The 25,889-nt window shown below is 45.2% G+C and carries 23 protein-coding genes and 1 pseudogene; 14 read left to right on the forward strand and 10 right to left on the reverse strand.

Features of this window, described 5'->3' with window-relative positions; translation table 11 throughout:
* Positions 1–297 precede the first annotated feature (297 nt).
* Both BDE27_RS04825 and metB read right to left on the reverse strand, forming a co-directional pair.
* Positions 298–2,733 carry a bifunctional aspartate kinase/homoserine dehydrogenase II gene (locus BDE27_RS04825; RefSeq protein WP_099131883.1) on the reverse strand — a complete coding sequence of 812 codons (2,436 nt, stop codon included), beginning with the start codon at positions 2,731–2,733 and terminating at the stop codon, positions 298–300.
* A gap of 2 nt (positions 2,734–2,735) precedes the next feature.
* Positions 2,736–3,896: a cystathionine gamma-synthase gene (metB, locus tag BDE27_RS04830; RefSeq protein ID WP_099131884.1), complete on the reverse strand. Its 1,161-nt coding sequence runs from the start codon at positions 3,894–3,896 to the stop codon at positions 2,736–2,738.
* 292 nt (positions 3,897–4,188) lie between these two features.
* On the opposite strand from metB, the gene metJ reads away from it, so the two are divergent.
* Positions 4,189–4,506: a met regulon transcriptional regulator MetJ gene (gene metJ, locus BDE27_RS04835; RefSeq protein WP_074019093.1), complete on the forward strand. Its 318-nt coding sequence runs from the start codon at positions 4,189–4,191 to the stop codon at positions 4,504–4,506.
* Positions 4,507–4,588: 82 nt separating this feature from the next.
* Here metJ and rpmE read toward each other — a convergent pair whose 3' ends face one another.
* The gene (gene rpmE / locus BDE27_RS04840) at positions 4,589–4,804 is read right to left on the reverse strand and encodes a 50S ribosomal protein L31 (RefSeq protein WP_099131885.1); all 216 of its coding nucleotides are present in this window, start codon (positions 4,802–4,804) and stop codon (positions 4,589–4,591) included.
* A gap of 219 nt (positions 4,805–5,023) precedes the next feature.
* Here rpmE and priA point away from each other — a divergent pair, with 219 nt between their 5' ends.
* The 7 genes from priA (at position 5,024) to rraA (ending at position 13,033) form a co-directional block, all read left to right on the forward strand.
* The gene (gene priA / locus BDE27_RS04845) at positions 5,024–7,222 is read left to right on the forward strand and encodes a primosomal protein N' (RefSeq protein ID WP_099131886.1); all 2,199 of its coding nucleotides are present in this window, start codon (positions 5,024–5,026) and stop codon (positions 7,220–7,222) included.
* A gap of 221 nt (positions 7,223–7,443) precedes the next feature.
* A complete protein-coding gene (gene cytR, locus BDE27_RS04850; RefSeq protein WP_099131887.1) occupies positions 7,444–8,469 on the forward strand; it encodes a DNA-binding transcriptional regulator CytR in 1,026 nt (341 codons plus the stop codon).
* A gap of 72 nt (positions 8,470–8,541) precedes the next feature.
* A complete protein-coding gene (gene ftsN / locus BDE27_RS04855; protein WP_099131888.1) occupies positions 8,542–9,363 on the forward strand; it encodes a cell division protein FtsN in 822 nt (273 codons plus the stop codon).
* A gap of 137 nt (positions 9,364–9,500) precedes the next feature.
* Entirely contained in the window at positions 9,501–10,031 is a 531-nt protein-coding gene (gene hslV, locus BDE27_RS04860; RefSeq protein ID WP_074019088.1) for an ATP-dependent protease subunit HslV, read from the forward strand.
* A gap of 11 nt (positions 10,032–10,042) precedes the next feature.
* Positions 10,043–11,374, forward strand: coding sequence for an HslU--HslV peptidase ATPase subunit (gene hslU / locus BDE27_RS04865; protein WP_099131889.1), 1,332 nt, complete (start codon positions 10,043–10,045; stop codon positions 11,372–11,374).
* A gap of 135 nt (positions 11,375–11,509) precedes the next feature.
* On the forward strand, positions 11,510–12,427 hold the full coding sequence (locus BDE27_RS04870; RefSeq protein ID WP_099131890.1) for a 1,4-dihydroxy-2-naphthoate polyprenyltransferase: 918 nt from the start codon (positions 11,510–11,512) through the stop codon (positions 12,425–12,427).
* A gap of 108 nt (positions 12,428–12,535) precedes the next feature.
* A complete protein-coding gene (rraA, locus tag BDE27_RS04875) occupies positions 12,536–13,033 on the forward strand; it encodes a ribonuclease E activity regulator RraA (protein WP_099131919.1) in 498 nt (165 codons plus the stop codon).
* A gap of 56 nt (positions 13,034–13,089) precedes the next feature.
* Here the strand turns inward: rraA and zapB are convergent, their stop codons facing one another.
* Positions 13,090–13,332, reverse strand: a complete 243-nt coding sequence (zapB, locus tag BDE27_RS04880; RefSeq protein WP_099131891.1) for a cell division protein ZapB — start codon at positions 13,330–13,332, stop codon at positions 13,090–13,092.
* Between the two features lie 316 nt (positions 13,333–13,648).
* Here zapB and BDE27_RS04885 point away from each other — a divergent pair, with 316 nt between their 5' ends.
* Positions 13,649–14,446, forward strand: coding sequence for an MIP/aquaporin family protein (locus BDE27_RS04885; RefSeq protein ID WP_099131892.1), 798 nt, complete (start codon positions 13,649–13,651; stop codon positions 14,444–14,446).
* A 24-nt stretch (positions 14,447–14,470) separates the two neighbouring features.
* Positions 14,471–15,994 carry a glycerol kinase GlpK gene (gene glpK, locus BDE27_RS04890; RefSeq protein ID WP_099131893.1) on the forward strand — a complete coding sequence of 508 codons (1,524 nt, stop codon included), beginning with the start codon at positions 14,471–14,473 and terminating at the stop codon, positions 15,992–15,994.
* A gap of 89 nt (positions 15,995–16,083) precedes the next feature.
* On the opposite strand, the gene emrD is transcribed toward glpK, so the two are convergent.
* A complete protein-coding gene (emrD, locus tag BDE27_RS04895) occupies positions 16,084–17,271 on the reverse strand; it encodes a multidrug efflux MFS transporter EmrD (RefSeq protein WP_099131894.1) in 1,188 nt (395 codons plus the stop codon).
* 349 nt (positions 17,272–17,620) lie between these two features.
* Here emrD and fpr point away from each other — a divergent pair, with 349 nt between their 5' ends.
* A complete protein-coding gene (fpr, locus tag BDE27_RS04900) occupies positions 17,621–18,367 on the forward strand; it encodes a ferredoxin--NADP(+) reductase (protein ID WP_099131895.1) in 747 nt (248 codons plus the stop codon).
* Here the strand turns inward: fpr and BDE27_RS04905 are convergent, their stop codons facing one another.
* Entirely contained in the window at positions 18,368–18,802 is a 435-nt protein-coding gene (locus tag BDE27_RS04905; protein ID WP_099131920.1) for a DUF805 domain-containing protein, read from the reverse strand.
* 58 nt (positions 18,803–18,860) lie between these two features.
* Here BDE27_RS04905 and BDE27_RS04910 point away from each other — a divergent pair, with 58 nt between their 5' ends.
* Complete coding sequence (locus BDE27_RS04910; protein WP_099131896.1) at positions 18,861–19,481, forward strand: DUF1454 family protein; 621 nt, start codon at positions 18,861–18,863, stop codon at positions 19,479–19,481.
* Between the two features lie 144 nt (positions 19,482–19,625).
* A complete protein-coding gene (tpiA, locus tag BDE27_RS04915; protein ID WP_099131897.1) occupies positions 19,626–20,393 on the forward strand; it encodes a triose-phosphate isomerase in 768 nt (255 codons plus the stop codon).
* Positions 20,394–20,464: 71 nt separating this feature from the next.
* Here tpiA and BDE27_RS04920 read toward each other — a convergent pair whose 3' ends face one another.
* The 4 genes and pseudogenes from BDE27_RS04920 to BDE27_RS04935 form a co-directional block, all read right to left on the reverse strand.
* Positions 20,465–21,475: a sulfate ABC transporter substrate-binding protein gene (locus BDE27_RS04920; protein WP_370588207.1), complete on the reverse strand. Its 1,011-nt coding sequence runs from the start codon at positions 21,473–21,475 to the stop codon at positions 20,465–20,467.
* Between the two features lie 212 nt (positions 21,476–21,687).
* Positions 21,688–22,665: a 6-phosphofructokinase gene (gene pfkA / locus BDE27_RS04925; protein ID WP_099131899.1), complete on the reverse strand. Its 978-nt coding sequence runs from the start codon at positions 22,663–22,665 to the stop codon at positions 21,688–21,690.
* Between the two features lie 157 nt (positions 22,666–22,822).
* The gene (fieF, locus tag BDE27_RS04930) at positions 22,823–23,722 is read right to left on the reverse strand and encodes a CDF family cation-efflux transporter FieF (RefSeq protein WP_099131900.1); all 900 of its coding nucleotides are present in this window, start codon (positions 23,720–23,722) and stop codon (positions 22,823–22,825) included.
* A gap of 31 nt (positions 23,723–23,753) precedes the next feature.
* Positions 23,754–24,266: pseudogene (locus BDE27_RS04935) on the reverse strand (phosphatidate cytidylyltransferase); the annotation flags it as partial.
* 352 nt (positions 24,267–24,618) lie between these two features.
* Between BDE27_RS04935 and rfaL the strand changes: the two are divergent.
* On the forward strand, positions 24,619–25,857 hold the full coding sequence (gene rfaL / locus BDE27_RS04940) for an O-antigen ligase RfaL (protein WP_169922791.1): 1,239 nt from the start codon (positions 24,619–24,621) through the stop codon (positions 25,855–25,857).
* Positions 25,858–25,889: the final 32 nt, after the last annotated feature.

Here is a 25,889-nt window from a genome sequence, read left to right on the forward strand (position 1 = left end):
GTGGTTCCTGGCCTTGTGTTGCTGTATGTCACCTATTTCACCAATCGATTGGTGACCCTATTTTCTGTCTGAATGCTTCATGTTTTGCTGTAAAACGTGTTCTTCTGTTTATTTCTAACGTTCTATTCATATCAGAAAACAAACAATTTGGGCGAATTTTATGAAATTTTAAAAGAGAAAAAGGCGTGTTTGATTGATTGGATAGCGGTGTGAACATCAGCAGGGATAACCTGTTATATCCCTGCCAAAGCCTGATTGAACAATAGAAAGAAAATCCTCGCCTATAGAAATATTGGACTACAGAAGTTGCGACAGACGATTTAAATCCGATTGGATTGCCCCCGCGGTGACATCTCGTCCCGCTCCTGGCCCACGGATCACTAGCGGATTATCACGATACCAACGGCTCTCTATCGCAAAGACATTATCTGCCGGCAGCAGCGAAGCCAATGGATGATCGCTACGCACCGCTTCCACACCAACTTTCGCCTTGCCACTGGCATCAAAACGTGCGACATACCGTAGTACCATGCCCATTTCCTGTGCCGCTTCCAACCGTTGCATCATTTGCTCATTAATGGCAGCACTGTTTTCAAAAAACTCTTCAATGGAACCGCTCCGAGCCTCTGTCGGTACCAGAGACTCAACACGCACATGATCAGGCTCTATTTCATAACCCGCCTCGCGAGCCAGAATAACCAACTTACGCATCACATCCTGGCCAGACAGATCAATGCGCGGATCGGGTTCCGTCAACCCTTGCTGCCATGCTTGTTCAACTAAATCACTGAAAGGCACAGAACCATCAAATTGCAAGAACAGCCAGGATAATGTGCCGGAAAAAACACCACTGATGGACAGAATGGTATCACCGCTTTCCCGCAGATCCCTGACAGAGTGATTGATCGGTAGCCCTGCACCCACTGTGGCGTTGTATAACCAATGACGCCCGGTTTTTGCAAAGGCATCGCGGATCATACGGTATGTATTGCTGTCGGAAGAACCGGCGACTTTGTTGGCACTGATAACGTGGAATCCATAACTGGCAAAATAGATATACTCTTTGGCTAATTCTTCACTTGCCGTGACATCCAATACAACTAAATCATCATAAGGATGTGCCCGCATCCATAAAAACAGAGCATCTTCTTCATGTTCAGTCGCTTCATCATCAAAGAAGGCCAATGCCCGACTGGCATCAATACCCTGATAATTCAGCAAACTCCGGCGACTATCGACGACACCCGCCAGAATAAATTCAAAATCGCTGCGAGCGGAAATGTTCTTCTGTTCACGGGCGAATAACTCTAGCCATCGGGAACCAATATTTCCTTTGCCAAACAGCACCAAACCGATGCGTTTTTCTGCCCTAAACAGGCTTTGGTGCAATCCCTGAATCAAATGCGATGTCTGATTCGAACGCAGTACAGCAACCAGACTAATGTCATCTTCTGCGTGCCAGATAAACTCAACCGGCTGATCTTTTAATTGTTGATAAAAGCGATGGCTATGCAGCGGATTCTTGCATACACCTGCCCCCACTAACGCCACCAGCGCCAAACCTTCACGCAAAGAAAGTTTGCCGGATAAGGAAGCATCCTGCAAAACATCAAGGGCGCTATTCACAATCTCAGAGGTATAGCAAAGTTGGATCAAGTTGCAATCTGCATGTAACCCTGTTGCCAATGGCCGGATTTGGGCGCGCTTCAACAAAGAATCAATATCCTTATAGATTTGTTTGAAATCGTGAGCGGGAGAAACATGCAATTCAATCAGGCAGACATCATCATGGCTGGTCACAATTTTTGCTCCTGTCCCCGTTGCCAGCACCCGTTCAATACGAGTGGAGCCTTGTTCAGGCTGATAACTGCAACGCAATTGCAGATCAATATCGCTGAGAGAAACAGGCTGCAATGTACGGGTATGAAGAACAGGTGCTGCCAAACGTGCCAATTCACTGGCTTCGTCCAAACGCAGCAATGGCAGTAGGCAGGCATCTTTGACTTTACGCGGATCAGCACTGTAAACACCCGCCACATCACTCCAAATTGTGACTTTTTTGGCTCCCGCCAAAGCCCCAACTTGGGTCGCAGAATAGTCACTGCCATTGCGACCCAATAATACCGTTTCCCCCTTCTGGTTACTGGAGATAAAACCGGTAACTACTAAACGCTTATGGGGATTTTGGATCAATAATTGGCTAAGCAGGGGCTGAGATAAACTGATATCAACTTGCGGCTGCGCAATACGCTCTGCCCGCAGGAATTGACGCGCATCCAGCCATGCACTGGAGATACCCTTATTTTCCAGCACTGCCGCCATTAAACGGGCAGACCAGATTTCCCCATGACCGACAACTTCGGCATATGTGATATCGGTGACGGGCTTATCCAGCAATACACTCAATCTTTCCAGATCAGCGATAAACATTGCGTTTAGTTCTTCTGCAACTGCTTCGGGCAACAAACCACGGATCAATTCTTGCTGGTAACGCCGCAAAGACTGCTGTATTTGATGTGCTGATATCCGATCACTCTGACTCAACTTAAGCCAATCGATCAACTGGTTAGTCGTACTCCCCGCTGCCGATACCACCATCAAATCACCCGGCAAGCTGTAGTTCGCCATAATTTCAGCAACCCGCTGATAACATTTCACATCAGCCAGACTGCTGCCACCAAATTTATGTAACTGACGGCCAGATTCCGCCCCCGCTGTTGCCAGTATACTCATGATTACCTCGTTGCCGCTGCCTGAAACGCATTATCCAAATCAGCAATTAAATCCTGACTATCTTCAATTCCTACAGAGACACGAAGAAGCAAATCCGTAATCCCTGCCTGAGCCCTTGCTTCTGCCGACATTCCCGCGTGAGTCATGGTTGCAGTATGAGAAATCAACGATTCCACACCACCGAGAGATTCAGCCAAGGTAAATAATTTTAACGCAGATAAGAAACGACGCATGGCCTGTTCATCACCATCCAGTTCGAAACTGAGCATCGCCCCAAAACCTTGCTGTTGCTTAACAGCAATTTCATGCCCCGGATGGTTCTTCAGTGCAGGATAGAAGAGTCTTTTCACTTGGGGCTGCTGTTGCAGATAATCCACAATGGCAACAGCATTGCTTTGTTGGAGTAATACGCGGGCAGATAATGTACGGATGCCACGCAATAGCAGATAGCTATCAAAGGCCGCAGCCGTCACGCCAATATTGTTCGCCCACCAAGCCAGCTCTTCCGCGATAGCAGACTCTTTAGCGATAATTGCTCCCGCAATCAGATCAGAGTGCCCATTCAAATATTTCGTGCAGGAATGCACCACTAAATCGGCCCCCAACTCCAATGGCTTTTGCAATACAGGGCTTAAGAAAGTGTTATCAACGATAGCTAATGCCCCAATTTCATGAACCAATGCACAAATGTATTGAATATCAACAATCCGCAACAGAGGATTACTCGGTGTTTCAATCAATACCAGTTTGGGCTTTTTAGCCAATGCCTGTTGCAACGCCTGTTTATCTGACTGATCAACAAAAAGCACCTTGTATGCACCACGCTTGCTTAGACTGTCAAACAGACGGTAACTACCGCCATAACAATCATGAGGAGCTACCAATAAATCTCCTGGTTTCAGAAATACGGTACAGAGCAGATGAATCGCTGACATGCCACTGCTGGTCATGACTGCACCAGCTCCCCCTTCCAGCTCGGCCAAAACCTGTTGAACCACATCACGGCCAGGGTTGCCACGGCGCGAGTAATCATGAGCCCTGGGTTCATTAAAACCGGTAAAGTTGTATGTACTGGAAAGATAGATAGGCGGAACAACACAACCATATTGTTCATCAATATTTGAACCACTGTGAACCGCAATTGTCGCTTGCTTACATCCCATAACCTTTCCCCATCATCGTTATTATTAGCGTCACGCAAGAATAACGACTGGAAAGATAGACGTCAATACATCTAGACATCCAAATTATTTTGCGGTTTAATATCACAATTCCATGACTGTCATTACACTTCATATGTCTTCTGGTTATTTTTTATAAATTAGTACGGGTGGGGCGATATAGTCGACAAGCTAATTATGTTAGACTATTGCATTATCGATATGAAAACAGATCAGAAATTCCTTCCAATTTCTAATCTCAATTACTTGATTCAAAAATTATTTAAGGTATCTCATGGCTGAGTGGAATGGTGAGTATGTCAGCCCTTATGCTGAACATGGCAAAAAAAGTGAACAGGTCAAAAAAATTACAGTTTCAATCCCGCTAAAGGTATTGAAAATCCTGACTGATGAGCGCACCCGTCGTCAGGTGAATAATCTGCGTCATGCAACAAACAGCGAATTGCTGTGTGAAGCTTTTCTGCATGCGTTCACTGGACAGCCTCTGCCTAATGATAACGATTTGCGCAAAGAACGCCATGATGAAATCCCGGAAGCCGCGAAAATCATGATGCGTGAACGAGGTATTGATCCTGATACATGGGAATATTGATAACAAAAACGCCCGATGCGAAACATCGGGCGTTTTTGTTTTAACTATCCGGCCTGTATGGATGACAGACAGGAAAAAGTCATTACTTCTTAGTACCTGGAACGCTGAAACGTTTGTTAAAGCGATCAACACGACCACCAGTCGCAACATCACGCTGCTTACCGGTGTAGAACGGGTGGCATGCACCACAGACGTCCAGGTTCAGATCGTGACCTACAGTAGAGTTGATTTTGATTACATTACCGCAAGAGCAATTTGCAGTAATTGCTTCGTATTTAGGATGGATACCTTGTTTCATGGGAAACCTCTGTTCAGGCCGTGTCGCTATCCAGCCTTGTTTTGCTGCCAGACACCACACGTCGTGTTGATAAAAAATATGTATCGGTAATTTCTATACCAAAGGCGGCGGATCATACAGAATATCTGTTTATTGCGCAATGAAATCTGCGGATTTGCTATGATACTCTTATCGCTATACGTTCTTTCATCTGGTCATTAATCATCCGGAAATTGCCTTATGACAGTTGTTCAGGTTGCATTACCTGTCCCCCTAACCCGCACGTTTGATTATCTACTGCCTACAGGATTACCTTTGCCAGCTATCGGTGTTCGAGTATTCGTACCTTTTGGTAAGCGTAATGCGATAGGTATCGTCACTGGTATCACTGATAGCAGCGAATTTCCTCCTGAACAACTCAAGTCTATTTCCACTATTCTTGATGTCCAGTCCCTTTTTCCCAACGATCTCTGGCAATTGCTCCAGTGGGCAGTCAGCTATTATCACTATCCGCTGGGCGAAGTTTTGTTCCATGCCTTGCCAGTGTTGCTACGGCAGGGAAAACCGGCAGAATTTTCCCCACTCTGGCAATGGCAAGTCACTGAGGCAGGCCGTGAACTCCCGCTTACACAACTCAAGCGCTCCGCCAAACAACAAAAGGCGTTGGCCGCTTTGCGCCAACGCCCCGTTTATCGTCATCAAGTCTCTGAATTGGAGTTAAGCGAAAGCGCACTGCAATCACTGAAAAAGAAATCACTGATCGCTCTGCATCCCATCCAACCAGAAGCGGAAAATTGGCGTGCGCATTTTAAAACCATTGGCGAACGGTTAAAGCTCAATACAGAGCAAGCTACTGCGGTAGGCGCCATCCGGGCAGAAGATAAAACCTTTTCTCCGTGGCTACTGGCGGGAATCACAGGATCAGGTAAAACAGAAGTGTATCTCAGTATACTGGAGAACATTCTTGCACAAGGTAAACAGGCTCTCATTTTAGTGCCGGAAATTGGTTTGACACCACAGACTATTCGCCGATTCCGGGAACGTTTCAACGCCCCCATCGATGTTCTGCACTCAGCCTTGAATGACAGCGAACGGCTGGCAGTTTGGCTAAAGGCGAAAAGAGGGGAAAATGCCATCGTTATCGGTACACGATCTGCGCTGTTTACCCCCTTTGCTCATCTGGGTGTCATCATTATCGATGAAGAACATGACAGTTCTTACAAACAGCAAGAAGGCTGGCGCTATCATGCCCGCGATCTGGCCGTGTTCCGGGCGAAAAAAGAGGGCATTCCGATTATTATGGGTTCTGCCACCCCCGCACTGGAAACGCTATATAATGTGCAACAGGGGAAATATCGCCACCTCACCTTAACTCAACGGGCAGGCCACGCCCAACCAGCCACTCAGCATTTACTGGATCTGAAAGGCTTGCCATTGACAGTTGGATTATCCCAGCCGCTCATCAATCGCATGGGTGAACATCTCAAAGCTGACAATCAGGTTATCCTATTTCTGAACCGTCGTGGTTATTCTCCTGCCCTGCTCTGTCACGAATGCGGCTGGATAGCAGAATGCCAACGCTGTGATCACTATTACACCCTACACCAAAATCACCGCCACCTGCGTTGCCATCACTGTGACAGCCAGCGCCCAATCCCACGCCAATGCCCGCAATGTGGCTCTACTAACTTAATTCCCGTTGGCTTGGGCACTGAGCAACTTGAAGATGGCATTACAAAATTGTTTCCCAATACTCCGGTTACCCGCATCGACCGTGATACCACCAGCCGCAAAGGAGCACTGGAACAGCAACTGGCCGAAGTACATCAAGGTGGCGCCCGCATTTTGATTGGCACTCAAATGTTGGCAAAAGGCCACCATTTCCCCGATGTGACACTGGTCGCCTTACTGGATGTCGATGGCGCCTTGTTTTCTGCTGATTTCCGGGCTGCCGAACGTTTTGCCCAACTCTATACCCAAGTCTCCGGCCGGGCTGGACGAGCCGGAAAGCGGGGAGAAGTCGTCCTCCAAACCCACCACCCTGAACACCCACTTTTACAAATATTGTTGGAAAAAGGCTACGATGCCTTTGCCCAGCAAGCGATGGAAGAGCGCCAGCAAGTTCACCTACCTCCTTTTGTGAGCCATATCCTGCTCCGCGCAGAAGATCACGACAATCAGCAAGCTCCCGCATTTTTGCAACAAATGCGCCAACTGTTTGAACATCATGCACAGCCTGATAATCATTTATGGATCATGGGACCCGTACCCGCATTGCAGGCCAAACGTGGCGGTCGTTATCGTTGGCAGTTGATGATTCAGCACCCTTCCCGCATTTTTCTCCAGAAAATGATGGCCGGAATCTATCCCCAAATCACTACACTGCCACAAGCACGTAAAGTGAAATGGAACATTGATGTTGATCCCAGCGAAAGTTGATAATTATTTCTTTAATTTGCGAAGCACCTCTAAGAAATGATTCATATCACACTTTTTATGCAAACAAAGTAACAGATTGATCGGTTAATCAGCTTAAAATGAAATTATTAATATAACTGTAGAAAACAATCCGCCAGCACTTCCTTTTCAGGCAAGACTGGCGTTTTTTTAGCAGCCGGATAGCAATCGTTTCGCTGCCTGTGGAGAGTGAGGAGTGAACTATGGAAAAAAAGAAATGCGCGCGGGTAACCATGAAAGATGTTGCCAAAGTGGCTGGTGTTTCTACCGCAACTATATCAAGAACATTAATGAATCCTGACAAGGTTTCTGCCCGTACACGCCAGAAGGTCGAAAATGCGGTGTTGGAAGTAGGTTATTATCCCCACAATCAGGCCAAAAATTTACGGCATAATGTATCCAGAACCATCTTGGTTCTTGTGCCCAATATCAGTGATCCTTTTTTTACTGAGGTTATTCGGGGTATTGAAGAAACCGCTACTGAACATGGTTACCTGGTTCTGATTGGTGATTGCAAGCATCAACAGCAACAAGAACATGCGTTTATCAATCTTCTGATCACCAAACGCATTGATGGTATGGTGCTACTGGGTTCCAACATTCCTTTCGATGTTTCCAAAGAAGAACAGAAAAACCTGCCTCCCATGGTGATGGCCAATGAATTCACTCCGGAACTGGAACTCCCCACTGTCCATATTGACAACCTGACAGCCGCCTTCAATGCCACTCATCATTTGCAAAAACTGGGACACAAACGCATTGCCTGCATTACCGGGCCGGAAACCATGCCATTGTGCCACTATCGCTTGCAGGGTTACATCCAGGCATTGCGACGCACAGGGGAAGACATTCGCGAAGAATATATTCTCCGCGGTGATTTCACCTATGAAAGCGGAGCGACATTGGCGGCAACCCTGCTTACCCTGCCAGAGCCTCCAAGCGCTATTTTCTGCCATAGTGATGTCATGGCAATGGGCGCAATGTGGCAAGCTAAAAAAATGGGATTAAAATTACCAGAGGATCTCTCTGTTGTCGGTTTCGATAATTTAAACTTGGCCCAATACTGCGAACCGGCCCTAACCACAGTGGAACATCCCCGTTATGAGATTGGGTATCATTCCATTCTGTTATTGCTGGAACAGCTTCAAGGCCGTTTGGTTTCCAAAGATTCAAGATTATTGGAGGCAGAATTGATTATTCGTGCGAGTACTTGTTCGCCCAAAAGCTAGGCAAATAACGACAGCTTAAGTAACATTAGTTATCTATTCTTTAATTTTTTAAATAACTCAGCGAATTAAACAGTGGCACAACGAGATTATGTGAGTCGCGGGCGTAGCAATCCCCGTCGGAAAAGTACTGGTAAGAAAAAAAATCAGGCTCAAGGATTACCCAAAACTACATTAGCCGTTGCAGTGGCCTTGGTGGTCATGTTTATTGGTGGGCTTTATTTCATCGTACACAATAAACAGGCAGAAAATAAGCAGGGAGAAAGTGCACAAAATGCCTCACAGTCCCATCATCAAACCAAAGGACAAGGCCTGCCACCAAAACCAGAAGAACGCTGGAGTTATATCAAGGAATTGGAAAACCGTCCGGTGAATGAATCTTCCATACAGGAAGGCGATGCAACAGTAAATAAACCGCTAAACCATCCTCCTCAACTAACACCTGAGCAGAAACAGCTGCTCGAACAAATACAAGCAGATATGCGCCAGCCGCCTATTTCATTGAAAGAGGTGCCTTATAACAGTGAACCGGTTCCACGTTCGCGAGTGATCAATCCTCCTGCACAACAGCAATATACTGAACAGATTTTGCCAGAACAAAAGTCAGCAGCCGTGCCGGAAAAAAAGCCTTCAACGTCTTCCCAAACCAGTACAAAGTCTGAGGTAAATGAGACGAAATTGATGCTACAATGCGGTTCTTTCCGCACAATGGAACAGGCGGAATCCGTCCGTGCCAACCTTGCATTCGCAGGCATTGAGAGTCAGATTACCACGAAAGACAATTGGAACCGTGTTGTACTTGGCCCTTATAAAAATAAAGCCAGCGCTGAGAAAATGCGCGAACGTGTCGCAGGTGCCGGTGTACCTGGCTGTATTCTCCGCCCTACCGGGGGTTGAAAAAGCAGAAAGCTCCCCCATCTTAGTCTCTAATAATATACACATGGTGCTTTTATCAGCAGTACGCAATCAATTGTGAGATAACAAATTAATGCTCCGTGTGTACCATCTTCTATTTTGTAACCAGGGGCTAACTCGTGACTACAATCGTAAGTGTTCGCCGTAATGGCAAAGTTGTCATCGGTGGTGATGGACAAGCAACAATGGGTCATACCGTTATGAAAGGCAATGTCCGCAAAGTACGCCGCCTTTACCATGACAAAGTCATCGCGGGTTTTGCCGGCGGTACTGCCGATGCTTTCACGCTGTTCGAGCTGTTTGAACGGAAACTCGAAATGCATCAAGGGCACCTAACCAAAGCAGCCGTTGAACTAGCCAAAGATTGGCGAACGGATCGCATGCTGCGCAAACTGGAAGCCCTGCTTGCTGTCGCAGATGAAAATGCTTCTCTGATCATTACAGGCAATGGTGATGTTATTCAGCCAGAAAATGACCTTATCGCCATTGGTTCCGGTGGATCATACGCACAGGCTGCTGCCCGCGCTATGCTGGAAACAACCGAACTCAGCGCCAGAGAAATCGCAGAACGCGCTTTAACTATCGCTGGCGATATCTGCATCTACACCAACCATAATCACAACTTCGAAGAACTGCCTTCGAAAGCGTAAGGATAGATAGTATGTCTGAAATGACTCCTCGCGAAATTGTCAGCGAACTAAATAATCATATTATCGGCCAGGACAAAGCAAAACGTGCCGTTGCTATTGCCCTGCGTAACCGCTGGCGTCGCATGCAGTTAGATGAATCACTGCGTTATGAAGTCACTCCAAAAAATATTTTGATGATAGGCCCAACCGGTGTCGGTAAAACCGAGATTGCCCGTCGTCTGGCAAAACTGGCCAATGCTCCCTTTATCAAGGTTGAGGCAACTAAGTTCACCGAAGTGGGTTATGTTGGTAAAGAAGTCGATTCCATCATTCGTGATCTCACTGACGTAGCAGTAAAAATAGTCCGTCTGCAATCCATTGAGAAGAACCGCTATCGTGCAGAAGAGTTAGCAGAAGAACGTATTCTGGATGTCCTGCTGCCACCAGCAAAAAATAACTGGGGACAGACTGAAACTCAAGCTGAACCGTCTTCAACTCGTCAGGCATTCCGCAAGAAATTGCGTGAAGGCCAGTTAGACGATAAAGAAATTGAAATTGAAGTTTCAGCCGCTCCAGTTGGTGTTGAAATCATGGCACCTCCGGGCATGGAAGAGATGACGAATCAGTTACAATCCATGTTCCAAAACCTAGCAGGCCAGCGTCAAAAAAGCCGTAAGATGAAAATCAAAGACGCATTCAAATTGCTGGTCGAAGAAGAAGCGGCAAAATTGGTCAATCCTGAAGAACTGAAACAGCAGGCAATTGATGCAGTTGAACAACACGGCATCGTTTTTATTGATGAGATCGATAAGATTTGTAAACGCGGTCAAACTTCCGGTCCAGATGTTTCCCGTGAAGGTGTTCAGCGCGATCTGCTGCCACTTGTCGAAGGCTGTACCGTTTCCACTAAACACGGCATGGTCAAAACTGATCACATCCTGTTTATCGCCTCCGGTGCATTCCAGGTTGCCAGCCCTTCTGATCTGATCCCAGAACTTCAAGGCCGCTTGCCAATCCGTGTTGAATTGCAAGCCCTGACCACCGAAGACTTTGAACGTATCCTGACCGAACCAAATGCCTCACTGACTGAACAGTACAAAGCTCTGATGGCAACGGAAGGCATGAACATTGAATTCACGACTGACGGCATCCGTAAAATCGCGGAAGCAGCATGGCAAGTCAATGAAACCACTGAAAATATCGGTGCCCGTCGTTTGCACACTGTGCTTGAACGTATGATGGAAGACATCTCTTTTAACGCCAGCGAACGTCAAGGACAAACTGTCGAAATCAATGCCGATTACGTCAAAGAGCACTTGGACGAACTGGTTGCAGATGAAGATTTGAGTCGGTTTATTTTATAATCAGTCATATTATTGGTTTGATTAGCGCCAATAATTCGCCGGACTGATCAAAATGGGGGGCTTTTAGCCTCCCATTTTGCTATTTTCGATGGTATAAAATTTATTACATCAATCATAATGACAAACAGTGACAATATGAGCTCAACAACGTCTATCAGTCAGATGCAGGCATGGCTGGAAAGTTTACGCCCCAAAACGCTCCCACTGGCTGTTGCTGCCGTCATAACGGGTTCAGCCCTTGCGTCATGGACAGGTCATTTCAAATGGCCTGTCGCGTTACTGGCTTTATTAACTGCGGCCCTACTGCAAATTCTTTCTAACCTCGCCAACGATTATGGTGATGTCACCAAAGGCAGTGACACAGAAAAGCGCATTGGCCCAAATCGTGGTATGCAAAAAGGCCTGATTACTGCAAAGCAGATGAAAAATGCATTGAAGCTCACTGTGCTACTCTCCTGTTTATCAGGAAGTTCCCTGATTGCTGTAGCTTGCAATAATCCAAACGACATTATCGGATTCTTGATCTTGGGGTTACTGGCGATTGTCGCAGCTATCACTTATACAGTGGGTACTCGTCCTTATGGCTATCTGGGGTTGGGGGACATTTCTGTCCTGATTTTTTTTGGCTGGTTGAGCGTTCTTGGTACCTACTATCTGCAAGCCGGTACTTTTTCCATAAGCACCTTTTTGCCCGCAACTGCCAGTGGCTTACTTTCTGTGGCAGTCTTGAACATTAATAACCTACGCGATATCGAAAGTGACCGCCAAAACGGCAAAAATACGCTGGCTGTCCGGTTAGGAGGAAAAAAGGCTCGCTATTACCATGCAGCCGTTCTGCTAACTGCCATGCTCTGCCTTGTCACCTTCACGCTCCTATACCTGAATAATTTGTTTAGTTGGTTGTTCCTGCTCGCTTTTCCTCTGCTGTTAAAACATATGGTGCAAGTGCTGCGTGATCCAACCGCTGAAGGTATGCGTCCCAAATTGGTACAAATGGTCAAAGCAGCATTATTGACCAATATTCTGTTTTCCATTGGATTGGTACTTAATTAAGCAAATAGGCATCAATTTTACATATAGGTTTCAAGATTGATGGTTTTGCCAACACTGGCTTTAACAGGATATACTGTCCGTTCCTTGCATAAACCAGACGTAAATCCCATGAAATATGATACTTCCGAACTTTGTGATATCTATCAAGAAGATATAAATGTGGTAGAACCAATCTTCACCAACTTTGGTGGACGTACTTCATTTGGTGGTCAGATCATCACAGTGAAATGTTTTGAGGACAATGGCCTCCTTTATGATTTACTTGAAGAAAACGGACATGGTCGCATTTTGCTCGTTGATGGTGGTGGATCAGTACGCAAGGCACTCGTTGATGCAGAACTGGCTCAACTCGCCGTCAATAATGAGTGGGAAGGCATTGTTGTCTATGGTGCAGTGCGTCAAGTCGATTATCTCGCAGAGCTTGATATTGGAATTCAGGCAATGGCTGCTATCCCTGCTGGTTCCAATAGCGAAGGGGTGGGAGAAAGCGATATCAGGGTGAATTTTGGTGGCGTCACATTCTTCTCTGGTGACTATCTCTACGCAGATAATACCGGCATTGTCTTATCAGATTTCCCTCTGGAGATTGAGGAAGAGCTAAGTTAAAGTTATATAAAAAAGGGCGCAATTATCGCCCTTTTTCAGCTAAGCCATTGGATACCTTATTGTACATCTTCCATCTTACCCAACAGAGTGCGTAAGCGTTCTTGCCATGCCGATTGTTCTTGTTTGAGCTGCTCATTTTCACGTACCAGAGAATCACGGCTATCTGCCATATTCTGGACATCCTGAGATAAGACGGCATTCTTTTCTTTTAATTCTTCAATTTCCATTTGCAGCAAAGTGATGGTATCAATCGCCTGCTGAACTTTAGATTCTAGCTTCTCAAAAACTTCAAATGACATTCTGGGGCCCCTCTTATAAGCAATGTTATTGATTGTATTTAGCCTATTGACGTCTGTCTAGTTTCATCCTTGCAATGTGCGGCATAACGCGAAATATAGTGACCAAACCCAAATGTCTATAAGATCACATTTCCAAGCTCAATAAAACTGCAAATAAATGCGAATTCGCTCATTTTGTTGACGCAACACGCAGATTTTAATTTCGCTATTTCTCGTTTACGCGCATTAACGATAAATTCACAAGCACCTTTCTCTTAATACATAAGAAAGGACTAATAATTAATCGCTTCCTTGTACTTTTTCATAGGATATAGAAATGAGCCAGACCACAACTCCAACACTATCAGGTCAATGCATTTCCGAATTTCTAGGTACTGCATTGCTCGTTTTTTTTGGTTTAGGCTGCGTTGCTGCTGCCCGAATCGCCGGAGCACAACTGGGTTTATGGGAAATCAGCATTATCTGGGGTTTTGGCGTCGCCCTGGCAGTTTATCTCACTGCCGGAATTTCAGGTGCGCATCTTAACCCCGCAGTGACCATTGCGTTATGCCTGTTTGCCAACTTTGACAGAAAAAAAGTGCTGCCTTACATCATTGCCCAAATGTTCGGTGGCTTTGTCGCAGCACTCGTCATTTACATGATGTATTACAACCTGTTCCTCGATTATGAGCAAGTTCACAACATCGTTCGCGGCTCACAGGAAAGTCTCTTTACTGCGGGAATTTTCTCCACTTACCCTGCTGCCCAGATCTCCGTATTTCATGCGTTTATCGTTGAAGTTATTATTGCAGCCGTTCTGTTATGTCTAATCCTGTCCCTGACTGATGATGGCAATGGCATCCCACGAGGGCCTTTAGCACCACTGTTAATCGGAATTCTTATTGCAGTTATCGGTGGCTCGTTTGGCCCACTGACCGGATTTGCCCTGAACCCCGCTCGTGACTTCGGCCCCAAATTGGTTGCTTACTTGACCGGCTGGGGAGACATTGCCTTAACCGGAGGCCGAGACATTCCTTATTGCCTTGTTCCGTTGGTAGCTCCTATTGTTGGCGCAATTTTAGGTGCTTTTGGCTACCGCAAGCTGATTACTCGCCATTTACCGCGCGAGATTTAAAATACATAAAACCAGGTTATAGTTATGACAATAGAAAATACTACAGAAAAAAAATATATTGTTGCTCTGGATCAGGGCACGACCAGTTCACGCGCCGTTGTACTTGATCACGATGCCAATATTGTCTGCATTTCACAGCGTGAATTCCCGCAAATCTATCCCAAACCAGGCTGGGTAGAACACGATCCAATGGAAATCTGGGCAAGCCAAAGCTCTACCTTAGTTGAAGTGCTGGCAAAAGCTGATATTCGCTCTGATCAAATTGCCAGCATTGGTATTACAAACCAACGAGAAACAACCATTGTCTGGGAAAAAGAAACCGGTAAACCGATTTATAACGCAATTGTATGGCAATGCCGCCGGACAGCAGATATTTGCACCAAACTGAAACAGAAAGAGGGCCTGGAAGAATACATCCGCCACAATACAGGTTTGGTTCTTGATCCTTACTTCTCTGGTACGAAAATAAAATGGATTTTGGATAACGTCGAAGGTGCCCGTCTACGCGCTGAAAATGGTGAACTTTTATTCGGTACAGTCGATACATGGCTGGTCTGGAAAATGACTCAGGGACGCGTACATGTGACCGATTACACCAATGCCTCCCGTACCATGCTGTTTAATATCCATAATCTGGAATGGGATCAAAAAATCCTTGATGAATTGGGCATACCTCGCGTTATGTTACCTAAAGTGGCCGCGTCCTCAGAAATCTATGGCCAAACCAATATCGGCGGTAAAGGTGGCACTCGCATTCCTATTGCAGGTATCGCAGGCGACCAACAAGCGGCTTTATACGGACAACTGTGTGTACACCCCGGAATGGCAAAAAATACTTACGGCACCGGCTGCTTCTTGCTAATGAACACAGGCAAAGATGCTGTTCGTTCCAATCATGGCTTGTTGACAACTGTTTGTTGTGGCCCACGCGGTGAAGTTAATTATGCACTGGAAGGCGCGGTCTTTGTTGGAGGAGCATCCATTCAATGGTTGCGTGATGAATTGAAACTCATCGCGGATGCCACAGATTCAGAATACTTCGCGACCAAAGTCAAAGACAGCAATGGTGTTTATGTTGTTCCTGCCTTTACTGGCCTTGGCGCACCATATTGGGACCCTTACGCCCGTGGTGCTATTTTTGGCCTGACCCGCGGTGCCAATAGCAACCATATTATTCGTGCCACATTGGAATCCATTGCTTACCAAACCCGCGATGTATTGGACGCTATGCAAGCTGATGCGGGTACGCGCTTGCAAGCCCTGCGTGTAGATGGCGGCGCTGTTGCCAACAATTTCCTGATGCAGTTCCAGTCCGATATTCTTGGCACTCGTGTAGAGCGCCCTGAAGTACGTGAAAGTACAGCTTTAGGTGCGGCTTTCCTGGCAGGTCTGGCCGTCGGCTTCTGGCGAGATCTGGATGAAGTGAAAAGTAAGGCTGTAGTCGAAAAAGAATTCCGTCCAAGTATCGAAACGACTGAACGCAACCATAAATACAATGGCTGGAAAAAAGCCGTTGCCCGTGCCCAAGAGTGGGAAGATCGCGCCTAACCGCGAAATGTTGAGCAAGTGAGATAAAGGCTTTGGCATCTGAGATTGTTTATACACTCTGCCAGAGCCTTTTTTAAACACTATCGTTTCTACAAAGCCGTATGTTCCTGACGCTGGAACTGTTGGGAAATGGGCAACCAACAAAATAGAATCAGCAATGACGTGGAAAACATCAACATTCCAACACTAAATTGGCTATTTTGCGGTAACATTGCCGACAGCCATGTTGCTATACCTGAACCTACATTCTGCAATCCCCCGACCAAGGCACCTGCTGCTCCTGCCAGATAAGGGAAGGGTTCCATCGCTCCCGTCGTCGCCAATGGGAACAACATACCAGCGCCAAAAAAGAATAATACGGCCGGTATCAACAAAGTCCAGATATTCATGATGTCAAACCAACCGGGCAACCACATCAAGATACCCGCCAGCAAGCAACAGGTCACAGAGCACCACATGAGCCGATAAAATGTTTTCCCTTCACGCCCCGCATACCATGCCCCAAAAAACGCCGCTGGGATTGGCAGAATAAACAAGATACTGACGGTTAGGCTATCCAATCCCAAAACCGCCCCCATCAACACACCGCTACTGGCCTCAAAAACGGCAATTCCAGCCAAACCACCCACCAACATGGTCAGGTAAGAGACAAAAGCACCATGCGAGAGTAATTGGTGGAAAGAAACCAGCATCGTACTATGTGCAGTCTCTGTGGGACGAGTCTCCGGTAAATACCGGGCCAATAAGAAAGCAACGACAGCCCCTAGCATCAATAAAAACAAGTAGCAGGAGCGCCAACCAAAACAGTGGGCAACCACCCCACCAATCATGGGAGCAGCCAGAGGGCTAACCAATATAGCCATATTCAGCAAACTATTGGCATAACGCAACGTTGTGCCCGTATATAAATCCCGTGGCATGGTACGCACCATCACACCTGCAACCCCAGTACCCAATCCCTGTAATGCACTCGCAATCACCAGGATCAGCAAGTTTGGAGCAAACAGAGCACATATCGTCGCCACCAGATAAATCGACATTCCCACCAAAATCACAGGGCGACGTCCCACCTTGTCAGATAGCGGCCCATAAAAAAGTTGTGAAAACCCGTAAGAAAACAGATATGCCGCCATTACCCGCTGAACTTCCCCCGCAGGCTGATTAAGATCACTTGCCATATCAGCAATAACTGGCACATAGATTGTTTGCGTCATTTGCCCTACAGCGGCCAAGGCAATTAACATCAATAATAAATTAAAGTGTTCTATTTTTTTCATCGCACTTTATTCAATCACCAATTGAAAACAATAACCCATAGAGCAATCACCCATTGCAAACAGCCGTAGGGAAGCCTTCAAGCACTTAATAAAGAGCCTGATGAACTGACTTCAATAGATATGATCCACTTAGTAAATCTATATTTTTTCTTTGCAGTATACAATTTTACATGAAGAAAAAATTACAGATATATTACCCATATATGTCAATAAAAATGTACATATCAGACCATGATATTGGCAAAAATCCAGTTAATCGAACTGTAACACGTAATCGATAATGCTATCTCCAGTAATCACGTAGAATCGTTACAAAAAATCATCAATTTGTGTAGAGAGGTTAATCGTAATGGCAAATTGGGTTACAGGAAAAGTTACCGACATAACCAACTGGACTGATTCGCTTTTCAGCATCAAAGTTCATGCACCAATAGAAAAATTCACCGCCGGACAATTTGCAAAACTTGCACTGGAAATTGGGGAGGAACGCATCCAACGGGCTTATTCTTACGTCAACGCTCCCGATGACAATAATCTGGAATTTTATTTGGTGACCGTTCCTGAAGGGAAACTCAGCCCTCAATTGGCTGCACTAAAAATCGGTGATGAATTGCTGGTAACAGAGCAAGCGGCTGGTTTTTTCGTTCTTGATGAAATCCCTGACTGCCAAACACTCTGGATGCTTTCCACTGGCACCGCCATTGGTCCTTATCTTTCTATCCTCCAGCAAGGAACCGATCTGGAACGATTCGAAAATATCGTTTTGGTTCATGCCGCCAGATGGGGAACGGATTTAAGTTATTTATCTATGATGCAGGAATTAGAGAAAAAATTTCAGGGTAAACTGAGGATACAGACCATCGTCAGCCGAGAAAAATGGCCAAATTCACTCATGGGCAGAATTCCAGCATTAATTGAAAATGGTGAGCTGGAATCGGCTGTCGGCTTACCCATTCAGGCAGAAAACAGCCATGTCATGCTGTGCGGGAATCCCCAAATGGTCAGGGATACCCAGCAACTATTAAAAGAGCAACGCAATATGGCAAAACATCTGCGTCGTAAACCAGGTCATATCACCAGCGAACAATACTGGTAATCAGTTTTCCTTGGCAGAAATATAATCGACTGTTTCTGCCATCTCACCAAAACGATTGGCGCCTTCCGTACCACGGAATACACCACAATCTAATATCATCATGACAAAAATCAGTGTCGGGACAAAACGACCAATTCCCCACTGCCATATTGGCGCCATTGCGCTCCAATCAAGAGACAACAATATCCAGGCCAGTGCACATAGTAACATCCAGCCACCACGTTTATTCCGGTCATGCAAACGCTTCGAAAAAATTGCGGCTGTTGGATACAATAGCAAAGCAACCCCAACCGCCGCATAATTTATGGGGAGGAGATTCATTCCATGCAGTGTCAGGAGTATAAAGATCAAGGCGAAACAGATAGCTATGCCGAACCAAAACTCCCGCCTTCCAATTCGGCCTTTGAATGAAAATCCCCATTGTTGTAATGTCATGTACTCTTTTCCAATTGTGGATGCTGTTTTTCCAAGATTTAACTCAGTGAGTAATAAGATGAAAACAGGCATAAATAAACTTCTGATGACAATTTTAATCGCTTTTGGCATCGGTTTACCATTATCTGCCTCTGCCGATAAGCCTTCAGTCACATCAGAAATAAACTCACCGTTAATGTATCTGCTACCGGATTCCCCTACTTTCGAAGACACCATCCCTGTCTTTCGGGAGAAATACAACAAAAAACACCCGGACACTCCCCTGTACGAATACAGGGTGATTGCAAGCACAGATATTTCTCAACCTTTCATCCGTGCCGCCAGTAAAATCAATGACAAAATTTACTCTTCGGCGGTACTGGAACGAGGCAGCGAAAAAATTAAAAGCCTGCAAGTTACACTGTTGCCATCACAAAATGAACGAGAAGATGAACAAAACCGCATACTGGCAAAGCAATATATCACTGCCCTGATCAGCCAATTCGAACCTACTTTTTCCCCTGAACAAGCCAAAATTCAATTGGAAAGGCTTTTGCAGGCAGCAGAAAACCGCCCTGCTTTCAGCCAAAAAATGGGAGCAATGCGCTATGTCATCGTAAACAGCAGCGAAAATATAATGACCTTCGCAATTGAACCGATTAAGCTATCGTTATCTGACACAGCAGCAAATGAAAATTAGTGACACAACGCAGAGCTATTCGCGTTGATGATCTTTATACTGTCGGGATTCCGCTTACAGGGAATGACATCACTATAATGTCGTTCAAAGAAAGAATATTCATTCAGTTCGCAATTTGATTATTTTCTGGTTGGAGGGAAAAATATGCGACATCCATTAGTTATGGGTAACTGGAAATTAAATGGCAGTACCCACATGGTTAACGACCTGATTGCAGGCCTGCGTAAAGAACTGAGCAACATTGATGGCTGTGACGTCGCTATCGCACCACCAACAGTTTATGTTTCTCTGGCAAAAAATGCCCTGGCCGGTAGCCGTATCGCCCTGGGAGCGCAAGATGTTGGCGTCAATCTTTCCGGTGCCTTTACTGGCGAAACCTCCGCAGAAATGCTAAAAGACGTCGGTGCAAAATATATCATTATCGGTCACTCTGAACGCCGCACTTACCACAAAGAGAGCGACGAATTCATCGCGAAGAAATTCGCAATCCTGAAAGAGCAAGGCTTGATCCCTGTTCTGTGCATTGGCGAAACTGAGCAAGAAAATGAAGCCGGTCAAACTGAAGCCGTTTGCGCACGACAGATCGATGCCGTTCTGAACACACTGGGCGCCGAAGCATTCAAAGATACGGTTATTGCTTATGAGCCAGTTTGGGCAATCGGCACCGGCAAATCTGCCACACCTGCTCAAGCTCAGGCCGTTCATAAATTTATCCGTGACCATATCGCGAAGCAGAATGCAGCTATCGCTGAACAGGTCATTATTCAATATGGCGGCTCAGTTAACGCCAGCAATGCAGCAGAGCTGTTCACCCAGCCGGATATCGACGGTGCTCTGGTCGGTGGTGCATCACTGAAAGCTGATGCCTTTGCTGTTATCGTAAAAGCCGCAGCAGAAGCGAAAAAAGCGTAAGCTTTTAATCAAGACAGAACCGCCACGCAGTATCACTTGTGGCGGTTTCCTATCCCAAATTAGTTCAATGATTAACGCCGGATAATGTCATCAAATGTTCCGCCTGTGGCAAAATGTTCTTTCTGGGCGTTATCCCAGCCACCAAAGACCTCATCAATCGTAAAAAGCTTCAAATCAGGAAAAACCACGCGGTATTTTTCTGCGATTGCTTTATCACGAGGACGATAATAGTTCTTGGCGGCAATCTCCTGCCCAACCGGAGAATAAAGATATCTCAGATATTCTGTTGCCAGCTCGCGCGTTCCTCGTTTATCAACCACTTTGTCGACAACAGAAACCGTCGGCTCTGCCAGAATAGAAATGCTTGGCGTCACAATTTCAAACTTACCCTTGTCCAAAGCATTAATTGCCAGTAAGGCTTCGTTTTCCCAGGCAATCAATACATCACCAATTCCGCGTTCCACAAACGTATTCGTTGCACCACGTGCGCCGGAATCCAGTACTTCAACATTTTTATAAAGTGCTTTCACGAATTCTTTGGCTTTAGACTGATCTTGATTGTTATGCGCCAGGCCATATCCCCAGGCAGCCAGATAATTCCAACGTGCTCCACCGGAGGTTTTCGGATTCGGCGTAACCACTGCAACATCTGGACGAATTAAATCCGACCAATCCTTTATCTGTTTAGGGTTTCCTTTTCTCACCAAAAAGACAATGGTTGATGTATAAGGCGCTGAATTACCCGGCAGGCGCTGAATCCAATTCTTATCAATGCGTCCATGCTCTGCAATGGCATTCACATCATAAGCCAAGGCCAGCGTCACAATATCCGCCTGAAGACCATTAATAACGGAAGTTGCCTGTTTACCTGAACCGCCATGTGATTGACGGATTTTTACATCATCCCCCGTTTTGTTATGCCAGTATTCGCGGAATGCCTTATCATACTGCTGGTAAAATTCACGCGTCGGATCATAGGAGACGTTCAATAATTGCCGCTCTTTTGCCCATGCACTGTGAGTCATCAGTGTCATCATCAACGCCACCAAGAATAACCCCGATACAACATACTCTTTTGTCATTGCCCATCTTGAGCCTCTATTTATACCCCTTGCATGCATAACCACGATGACATTTCCCCTAAGCTATTATGATTTCTCCATAAAAACTGACAGAAAGCGTTATGACGCAGAAATAATTTTAAATTTCTGCTTATGCACAAGAAGAATATGAGGAATGAGACAGCCAGAGCATGTGGCTGTCTCCAAAAGAGGATCCTACAGGTAAGAAAGGATTAGTAGAGTTTCTTCGCGGTTTCCAGCCACTCTTTCTTAAAGACACGCTGCATATTTTGCACCGCATCAATGATATCGTGATGAACAAGTTTCTCGTTCTGGATACCAACGCAACGACCGCCGTGTCCTTCCAGCAGCAGTTGAACAGAATACGCCCCCATACGGGAAGCAAGAATGCGGTCATAAGCAACAGGTGCACCACCACGCTGGATATGTCCTAATACCGTCGCGCGGGTTTCATGGTGGGTTTCTGTCTCAATATATTTTGCCAGCTCAGCAACATCACAGACATGCTCAGTAATAGCAACAATCGCGTGACGCTTGCCTTTTTCAATCCCCACCTGAATTTCAGCCAGCAATTCCTCACGGTCGAATGGAACTTCACTTTCAGGCAGAACAATAAATTCACATCCACCCGCGATTGCCGCTGATAAGGTTAAATCACCACAATAACGTCCCATCACTTCAACAATCGAAATCCGCTTGTGGGAAGTTGATGTATCGCGCAAACGGTCAATCGCTTCAACCACCGTTTCCAGCGCCGTGAAATAACCAATGGTGTAATCTGTGCCCGCAACGTCGTTATCAATCGTTCCAGGCAAACCGATACAAGGGAAACCCGCTTCGGTCAGCTTTTTCGCACCCAAATAAGATCCATCCCCTCCAATTACCACCAACGCATCAATCCCATTTTTGCGCATGTTTTCAATAGCAATTTCCCGAACCTTATCATCCCTGAACTCGGGGAAGCGGGCTGACCCCAAGAACGTACCACCACGGTTAATCATGTCAGAAACACTAAAGCGATCAAGCTTCTTCATGCGGTTTTCATACAACCCCAGATAGCCATCATAAATGCCATAGACTTCCAACCCTTCGGTTAAAGCGGCACGAACAACACCACGAATAGCGGCGTTCATGCCAGGCGCATCACCGCCACTCGTTAAGACTCCGATTCTTTTAATCTTGTTGATCATGATGACCTCTGACTTGTAGATATAATATTTGAGAAACCTGATTGTTACTGCATTAGCTGAATTGATTCAACCCTAACTATAATACGGAAAAACACCCAGTCTGCATCAAGATTATGTCTGTTTTTTGATGTTCTTTTGATTATGAATAAATTCCCCTTCAATCCCAGCGGTTTTTGTGCTCTTCAGACACTACAGAGCAAGGATCTTGGTGAATAATAATATCGGCACCTGGAAATCGACTCCGCAATTTATTTTCAATCCCTTCGGCCAAAGCATGCGCTTGTACTAATGGCAAATTATCATCTATCTCCAGATGGAACTGGATAAAACGAGTCGGACCTGATTGACGAGTTCGCAGGTCATGCCCGCCTGCTATGCCTGGGTAATTTTGGATGATCTCAATAATCTCCTGCCGCTCTTCATCCGGCAAGGCACGATCAAGCAAAGATTGTACGGCATCATAGCCCATTCGTAACGCACTATAGAGAATATACCCCCCAATACCCAAGGCAAAGAGCGCATCCGCGCGTTTAAAATCATACAGACTCAAAAGCAATGCCACCAAAATCGCCCCATTCATCAATAGGTCGGACTTATAATGCAGCATATCCGCACGGATCGCCTGACTTTGAGTTTTACTGATCACCCATTTCTGGAACGTGACTAAACATAACGTAGAAACCAAAGCAATGACGATCACCCATACGCCTAGCGTCGCATGTTCCAGTGGCTGGGGGGAATACAGATGCTGGAAGCCGGTCAAAAACAGGAAAATTGCCGAACCGGAAATAAACATACTTTGCGCCAAAGCCGCCAGCGATTCAGCCTTACCGTGTCCAAAAGTGTGTTCATCATCAGCAGGTTGAAGTGAATAGCGCACAACAAAAAAATTCGTCAAGGAAGCCGCCAAATCGACCAATGAATCCACCAACGCCGCCAATAAACTCACCGATCCCGTCAACCACCAGGCAAAAATTTTCACGATCAACAGCACACTCGCCAATACCGTTGCCACCAACGCAGCGGAACTGACCCATCGCCCATAATTTATACTCATTGACTCCCTCCTTTCGGTTATTCAGTCACTCTCAGGTATAAAAATAGCGCGTTAGATGGAAAAATATAGGGGCAGCAAAGCAAAGTGAGTCGACTCTATCCAACATCCCCCCATGACCTTCAATTATTCCACCAAAGTCCTTCACTCCACTGTCTCGTTTAACCGCCGACATGCATAATCCACCAATAAACCCCATTAAGGTGATTGCTAACGACATCAGTCCCGCCTCCCACGGGGAGAAAGGCGTTACCCAAAATAACGACATTCCTAACAGTACAGAAACCAAAATCCCGCCAACAAATCCCTCGACCGTCTTATTGGGACTGAGCTTCGGCACAATTGGGCGTTTGCCCAATAATTTCCCGAATACGTACTGCAAAACATCGGACATTTGTACCACGATCATCAGGAACAACAATAATTTGATATTTTGATTCTCATATCCTGGGATATCCAGCATCAACAACGCTGGCGCATGGCTGATGGCAAATACCGTCACCAACATCCCCCACTGGATTTTGGCGGTTCGTTCCAGGAAATGATAGCATCAGATCATGATCGATATTTGTCATAGCACTAACTCCTCCAATATCCATGTTGGATATTTTGATCCCTTTTATGTGAAGTAACAGTGATAAGATCTTTTAATCAACAAAATAAATAGAACGTAAGATAATCAAGATTGGTCAATATAACAACAGGTTAGAAAGAAAAGGGGATCAGTTGATAAGCAATACTTTGATTGATTAAGAAATTGTTCTTAAAACTTCATAGGATAAAATTCAAAAACTGTCAGAACTTACACTACGTTATAACATCGTATTTTTATTCGTGCCTGTCTGGTAAAAATGGTACAAAATACCAGCCAGAAATCCATTTTCCATTCTGGTAAGGCCATGTTTAAAGAAACCGTTAAAACCCACTTATCTTGGGGTACTTTTTTCGTCGGTGGTTACATCGCGCTTGTCTATGTAACCGGCATCACGCGTTATAAAAACTTATTTTTTGCATTGATAGCGTTAACCGCACTCTACTTTCTTATTAAAAACCCCAAAGGATGCCTATCTGCGTTGAAGAACAACATCGTACTGGCTTTGGGAATATTAACTTTAGCCTATCTCTATTCGATTGTTATTTCACCTGATCCCAAACTCAGTTTCAGTGAAATAAAAACACCTTTTTTCAGGGATGTCGTTCTCTCTAGTATCATCATCACATTAGCATTAGGTCATACGGACACAGTTAAAATCCAGAAAATGATTATTGGTTCATTTCTGCTTGGATTGTTATTCATTACACTGAAAGAAATGTACCTGTTTTATCTGGATTATCAGAACAATATCATGCCATTCACTGACTATAACCACCGCAGTGTGTCAGATGGCATTGTTTTCTTCTTTCCAGCACTAGTGGCCCTTTGGCATTTTCAAAAACCCCAAAATTATGTTCGTTTGACACTGACAATTTTATTTATCTTATCCGTACTCTTTGTATTGCTGGGAACACTTTCCAGAGGAGCTTGGTTTGCCATTTTTGTGATGTTTTTCACGATGATAATCGTGAACAAAAACTGGAAAACTTTCATTGCCAGTGTTGTTTTCATCTGCGCCGCCATATTTGTTATCAAATCTGATTACCTTGGTAAGCAATCAGCTCTAACCTATAAATTGGAGCAAACAGATAGCAGTCACCGATATACCAATGGAACACAAGGTTCAGCATTTACATTAATTCTAGAACATCCTTTCAAAGGCTATGGTGCTGGCAATAAAATATATGACCAAATTTATAATGAGAACGCTAAAAATTACCCTGATTGGACATATCAAACTTCCCTAGGTCCTCATAATATTTTTCTAACCGTATGGTTTTCTTCTGGAATATTAGGAATAGGAACCTTTTTATTTTTAATCTTCTCTTATCTGAAACAATCAGCTCAGGAATGGAACACAAGCATTGGCTACAATAAGCAAGCTGGATTAATCTTACTTATCTCTTTCTTTGGATATTTTATTGTCAGAGGGAACTTTGAAAGTGTTCATTTGAACATTTTGGGTATCTACCTTGGCTTACTGACGGCATTATGTCAGCAAAGATGGAATGAAAGCAGACTGAAAGTCGGAAAAGAAGATTAACTACCCTGAGGGCTATTCAATCTTTTTGGATA

Origin of the sequence: Xenorhabdus ehlersii, from assembly GCF_003610465.1 — a bacterium.
GTDB classification, from domain to species: domain Bacteria; phylum Pseudomonadota; class Gammaproteobacteria; order Enterobacterales; family Enterobacteriaceae; genus Xenorhabdus; species Xenorhabdus ehlersii.

Excerpts from the sequence above, each read along its gene's own strand:
- BDE27_RS04825 (WP_099131883.1), bottom strand. The coding sequence starts at position 2,733 with ATGAGTATACTGGCAACAGCGGGGGCGGAATCTGGCCGTCAGTTACAT.
- metB (WP_099131884.1), bottom strand. The coding sequence starts at position 3,896 with ATGGGATGTAAGCAAGCGACAATTGCGGTTCACAGTGGTTCAAATATT.
- metJ (WP_074019093.1), top strand. The coding sequence starts at position 4,189 with ATGGCTGAGTGGAATGGTGAGTATGTCAGCCCTTATGCTGAACATGGC.
- rpmE (WP_099131885.1), bottom strand. The coding sequence starts at position 4,804 with ATGAAACAAGGTATCCATCCTAAATACGAAGCAATTACTGCAAATTGC.
- priA (WP_099131886.1), top strand. The coding sequence starts at position 5,024 with ATGACAGTTGTTCAGGTTGCATTACCTGTCCCCCTAACCCGCACGTTT.
- cytR (WP_099131887.1), top strand. The coding sequence starts at position 7,444 with ATGGAAAAAAAGAAATGCGCGCGGGTAACCATGAAAGATGTTGCCAAA.
- hslU (WP_099131889.1), top strand. The coding sequence starts at position 10,043 with ATGTCTGAAATGACTCCTCGCGAAATTGTCAGCGAACTAAATAATCAT.
- BDE27_RS04870 (WP_099131890.1), top strand. The coding sequence starts at position 11,510 with ATGAGCTCAACAACGTCTATCAGTCAGATGCAGGCATGGCTGGAAAGT.
- rraA (WP_099131919.1), top strand. The coding sequence starts at position 12,536 with ATGAAATATGATACTTCCGAACTTTGTGATATCTATCAAGAAGATATA.
- zapB (WP_099131891.1), bottom strand. The coding sequence starts at position 13,332 with ATGTCATTTGAAGTTTTTGAGAAGCTAGAATCTAAAGTTCAGCAGGCG.
- BDE27_RS04885 (WP_099131892.1), top strand. The coding sequence starts at position 13,649 with ATGAGCCAGACCACAACTCCAACACTATCAGGTCAATGCATTTCCGAA.
- glpK (WP_099131893.1), top strand. The coding sequence starts at position 14,471 with ATGACAATAGAAAATACTACAGAAAAAAAATATATTGTTGCTCTGGAT.
- emrD (WP_099131894.1), bottom strand. The coding sequence starts at position 17,271 with ATGAAAAAAATAGAACACTTTAATTTATTATTGATGTTAATTGCCTTG.
- fpr (WP_099131895.1), top strand. The coding sequence starts at position 17,621 with ATGGCAAATTGGGTTACAGGAAAAGTTACCGACATAACCAACTGGACT.
- BDE27_RS04905 (WP_099131920.1), bottom strand. The coding sequence starts at position 18,802 with ATGACATTACAACAATGGGGATTTTCATTCAAAGGCCGAATTGGAAGG.
- BDE27_RS04910 (WP_099131896.1), top strand. The coding sequence starts at position 18,861 with ATGAAAACAGGCATAAATAAACTTCTGATGACAATTTTAATCGCTTTT.
- tpiA (WP_099131897.1), top strand. The coding sequence starts at position 19,626 with ATGCGACATCCATTAGTTATGGGTAACTGGAAATTAAATGGCAGTACC.
- BDE27_RS04920 (WP_370588207.1), bottom strand. The coding sequence starts at position 21,475 with ATGACAAAAGAGTATGTTGTATCGGGGTTATTCTTGGTGGCGTTGATG.
- pfkA (WP_099131899.1), bottom strand. The coding sequence starts at position 22,665 with ATGATCAACAAGATTAAAAGAATCGGAGTCTTAACGAGTGGCGGTGAT.
- fieF (WP_099131900.1), bottom strand. The coding sequence starts at position 23,722 with ATGAGTATAAATTATGGGCGATGGGTCAGTTCCGCTGCGTTGGTGGCA.
- rfaL (WP_169922791.1), top strand. The coding sequence starts at position 24,619 with ATGTTTAAAGAAACCGTTAAAACCCACTTATCTTGGGGTACTTTTTTC.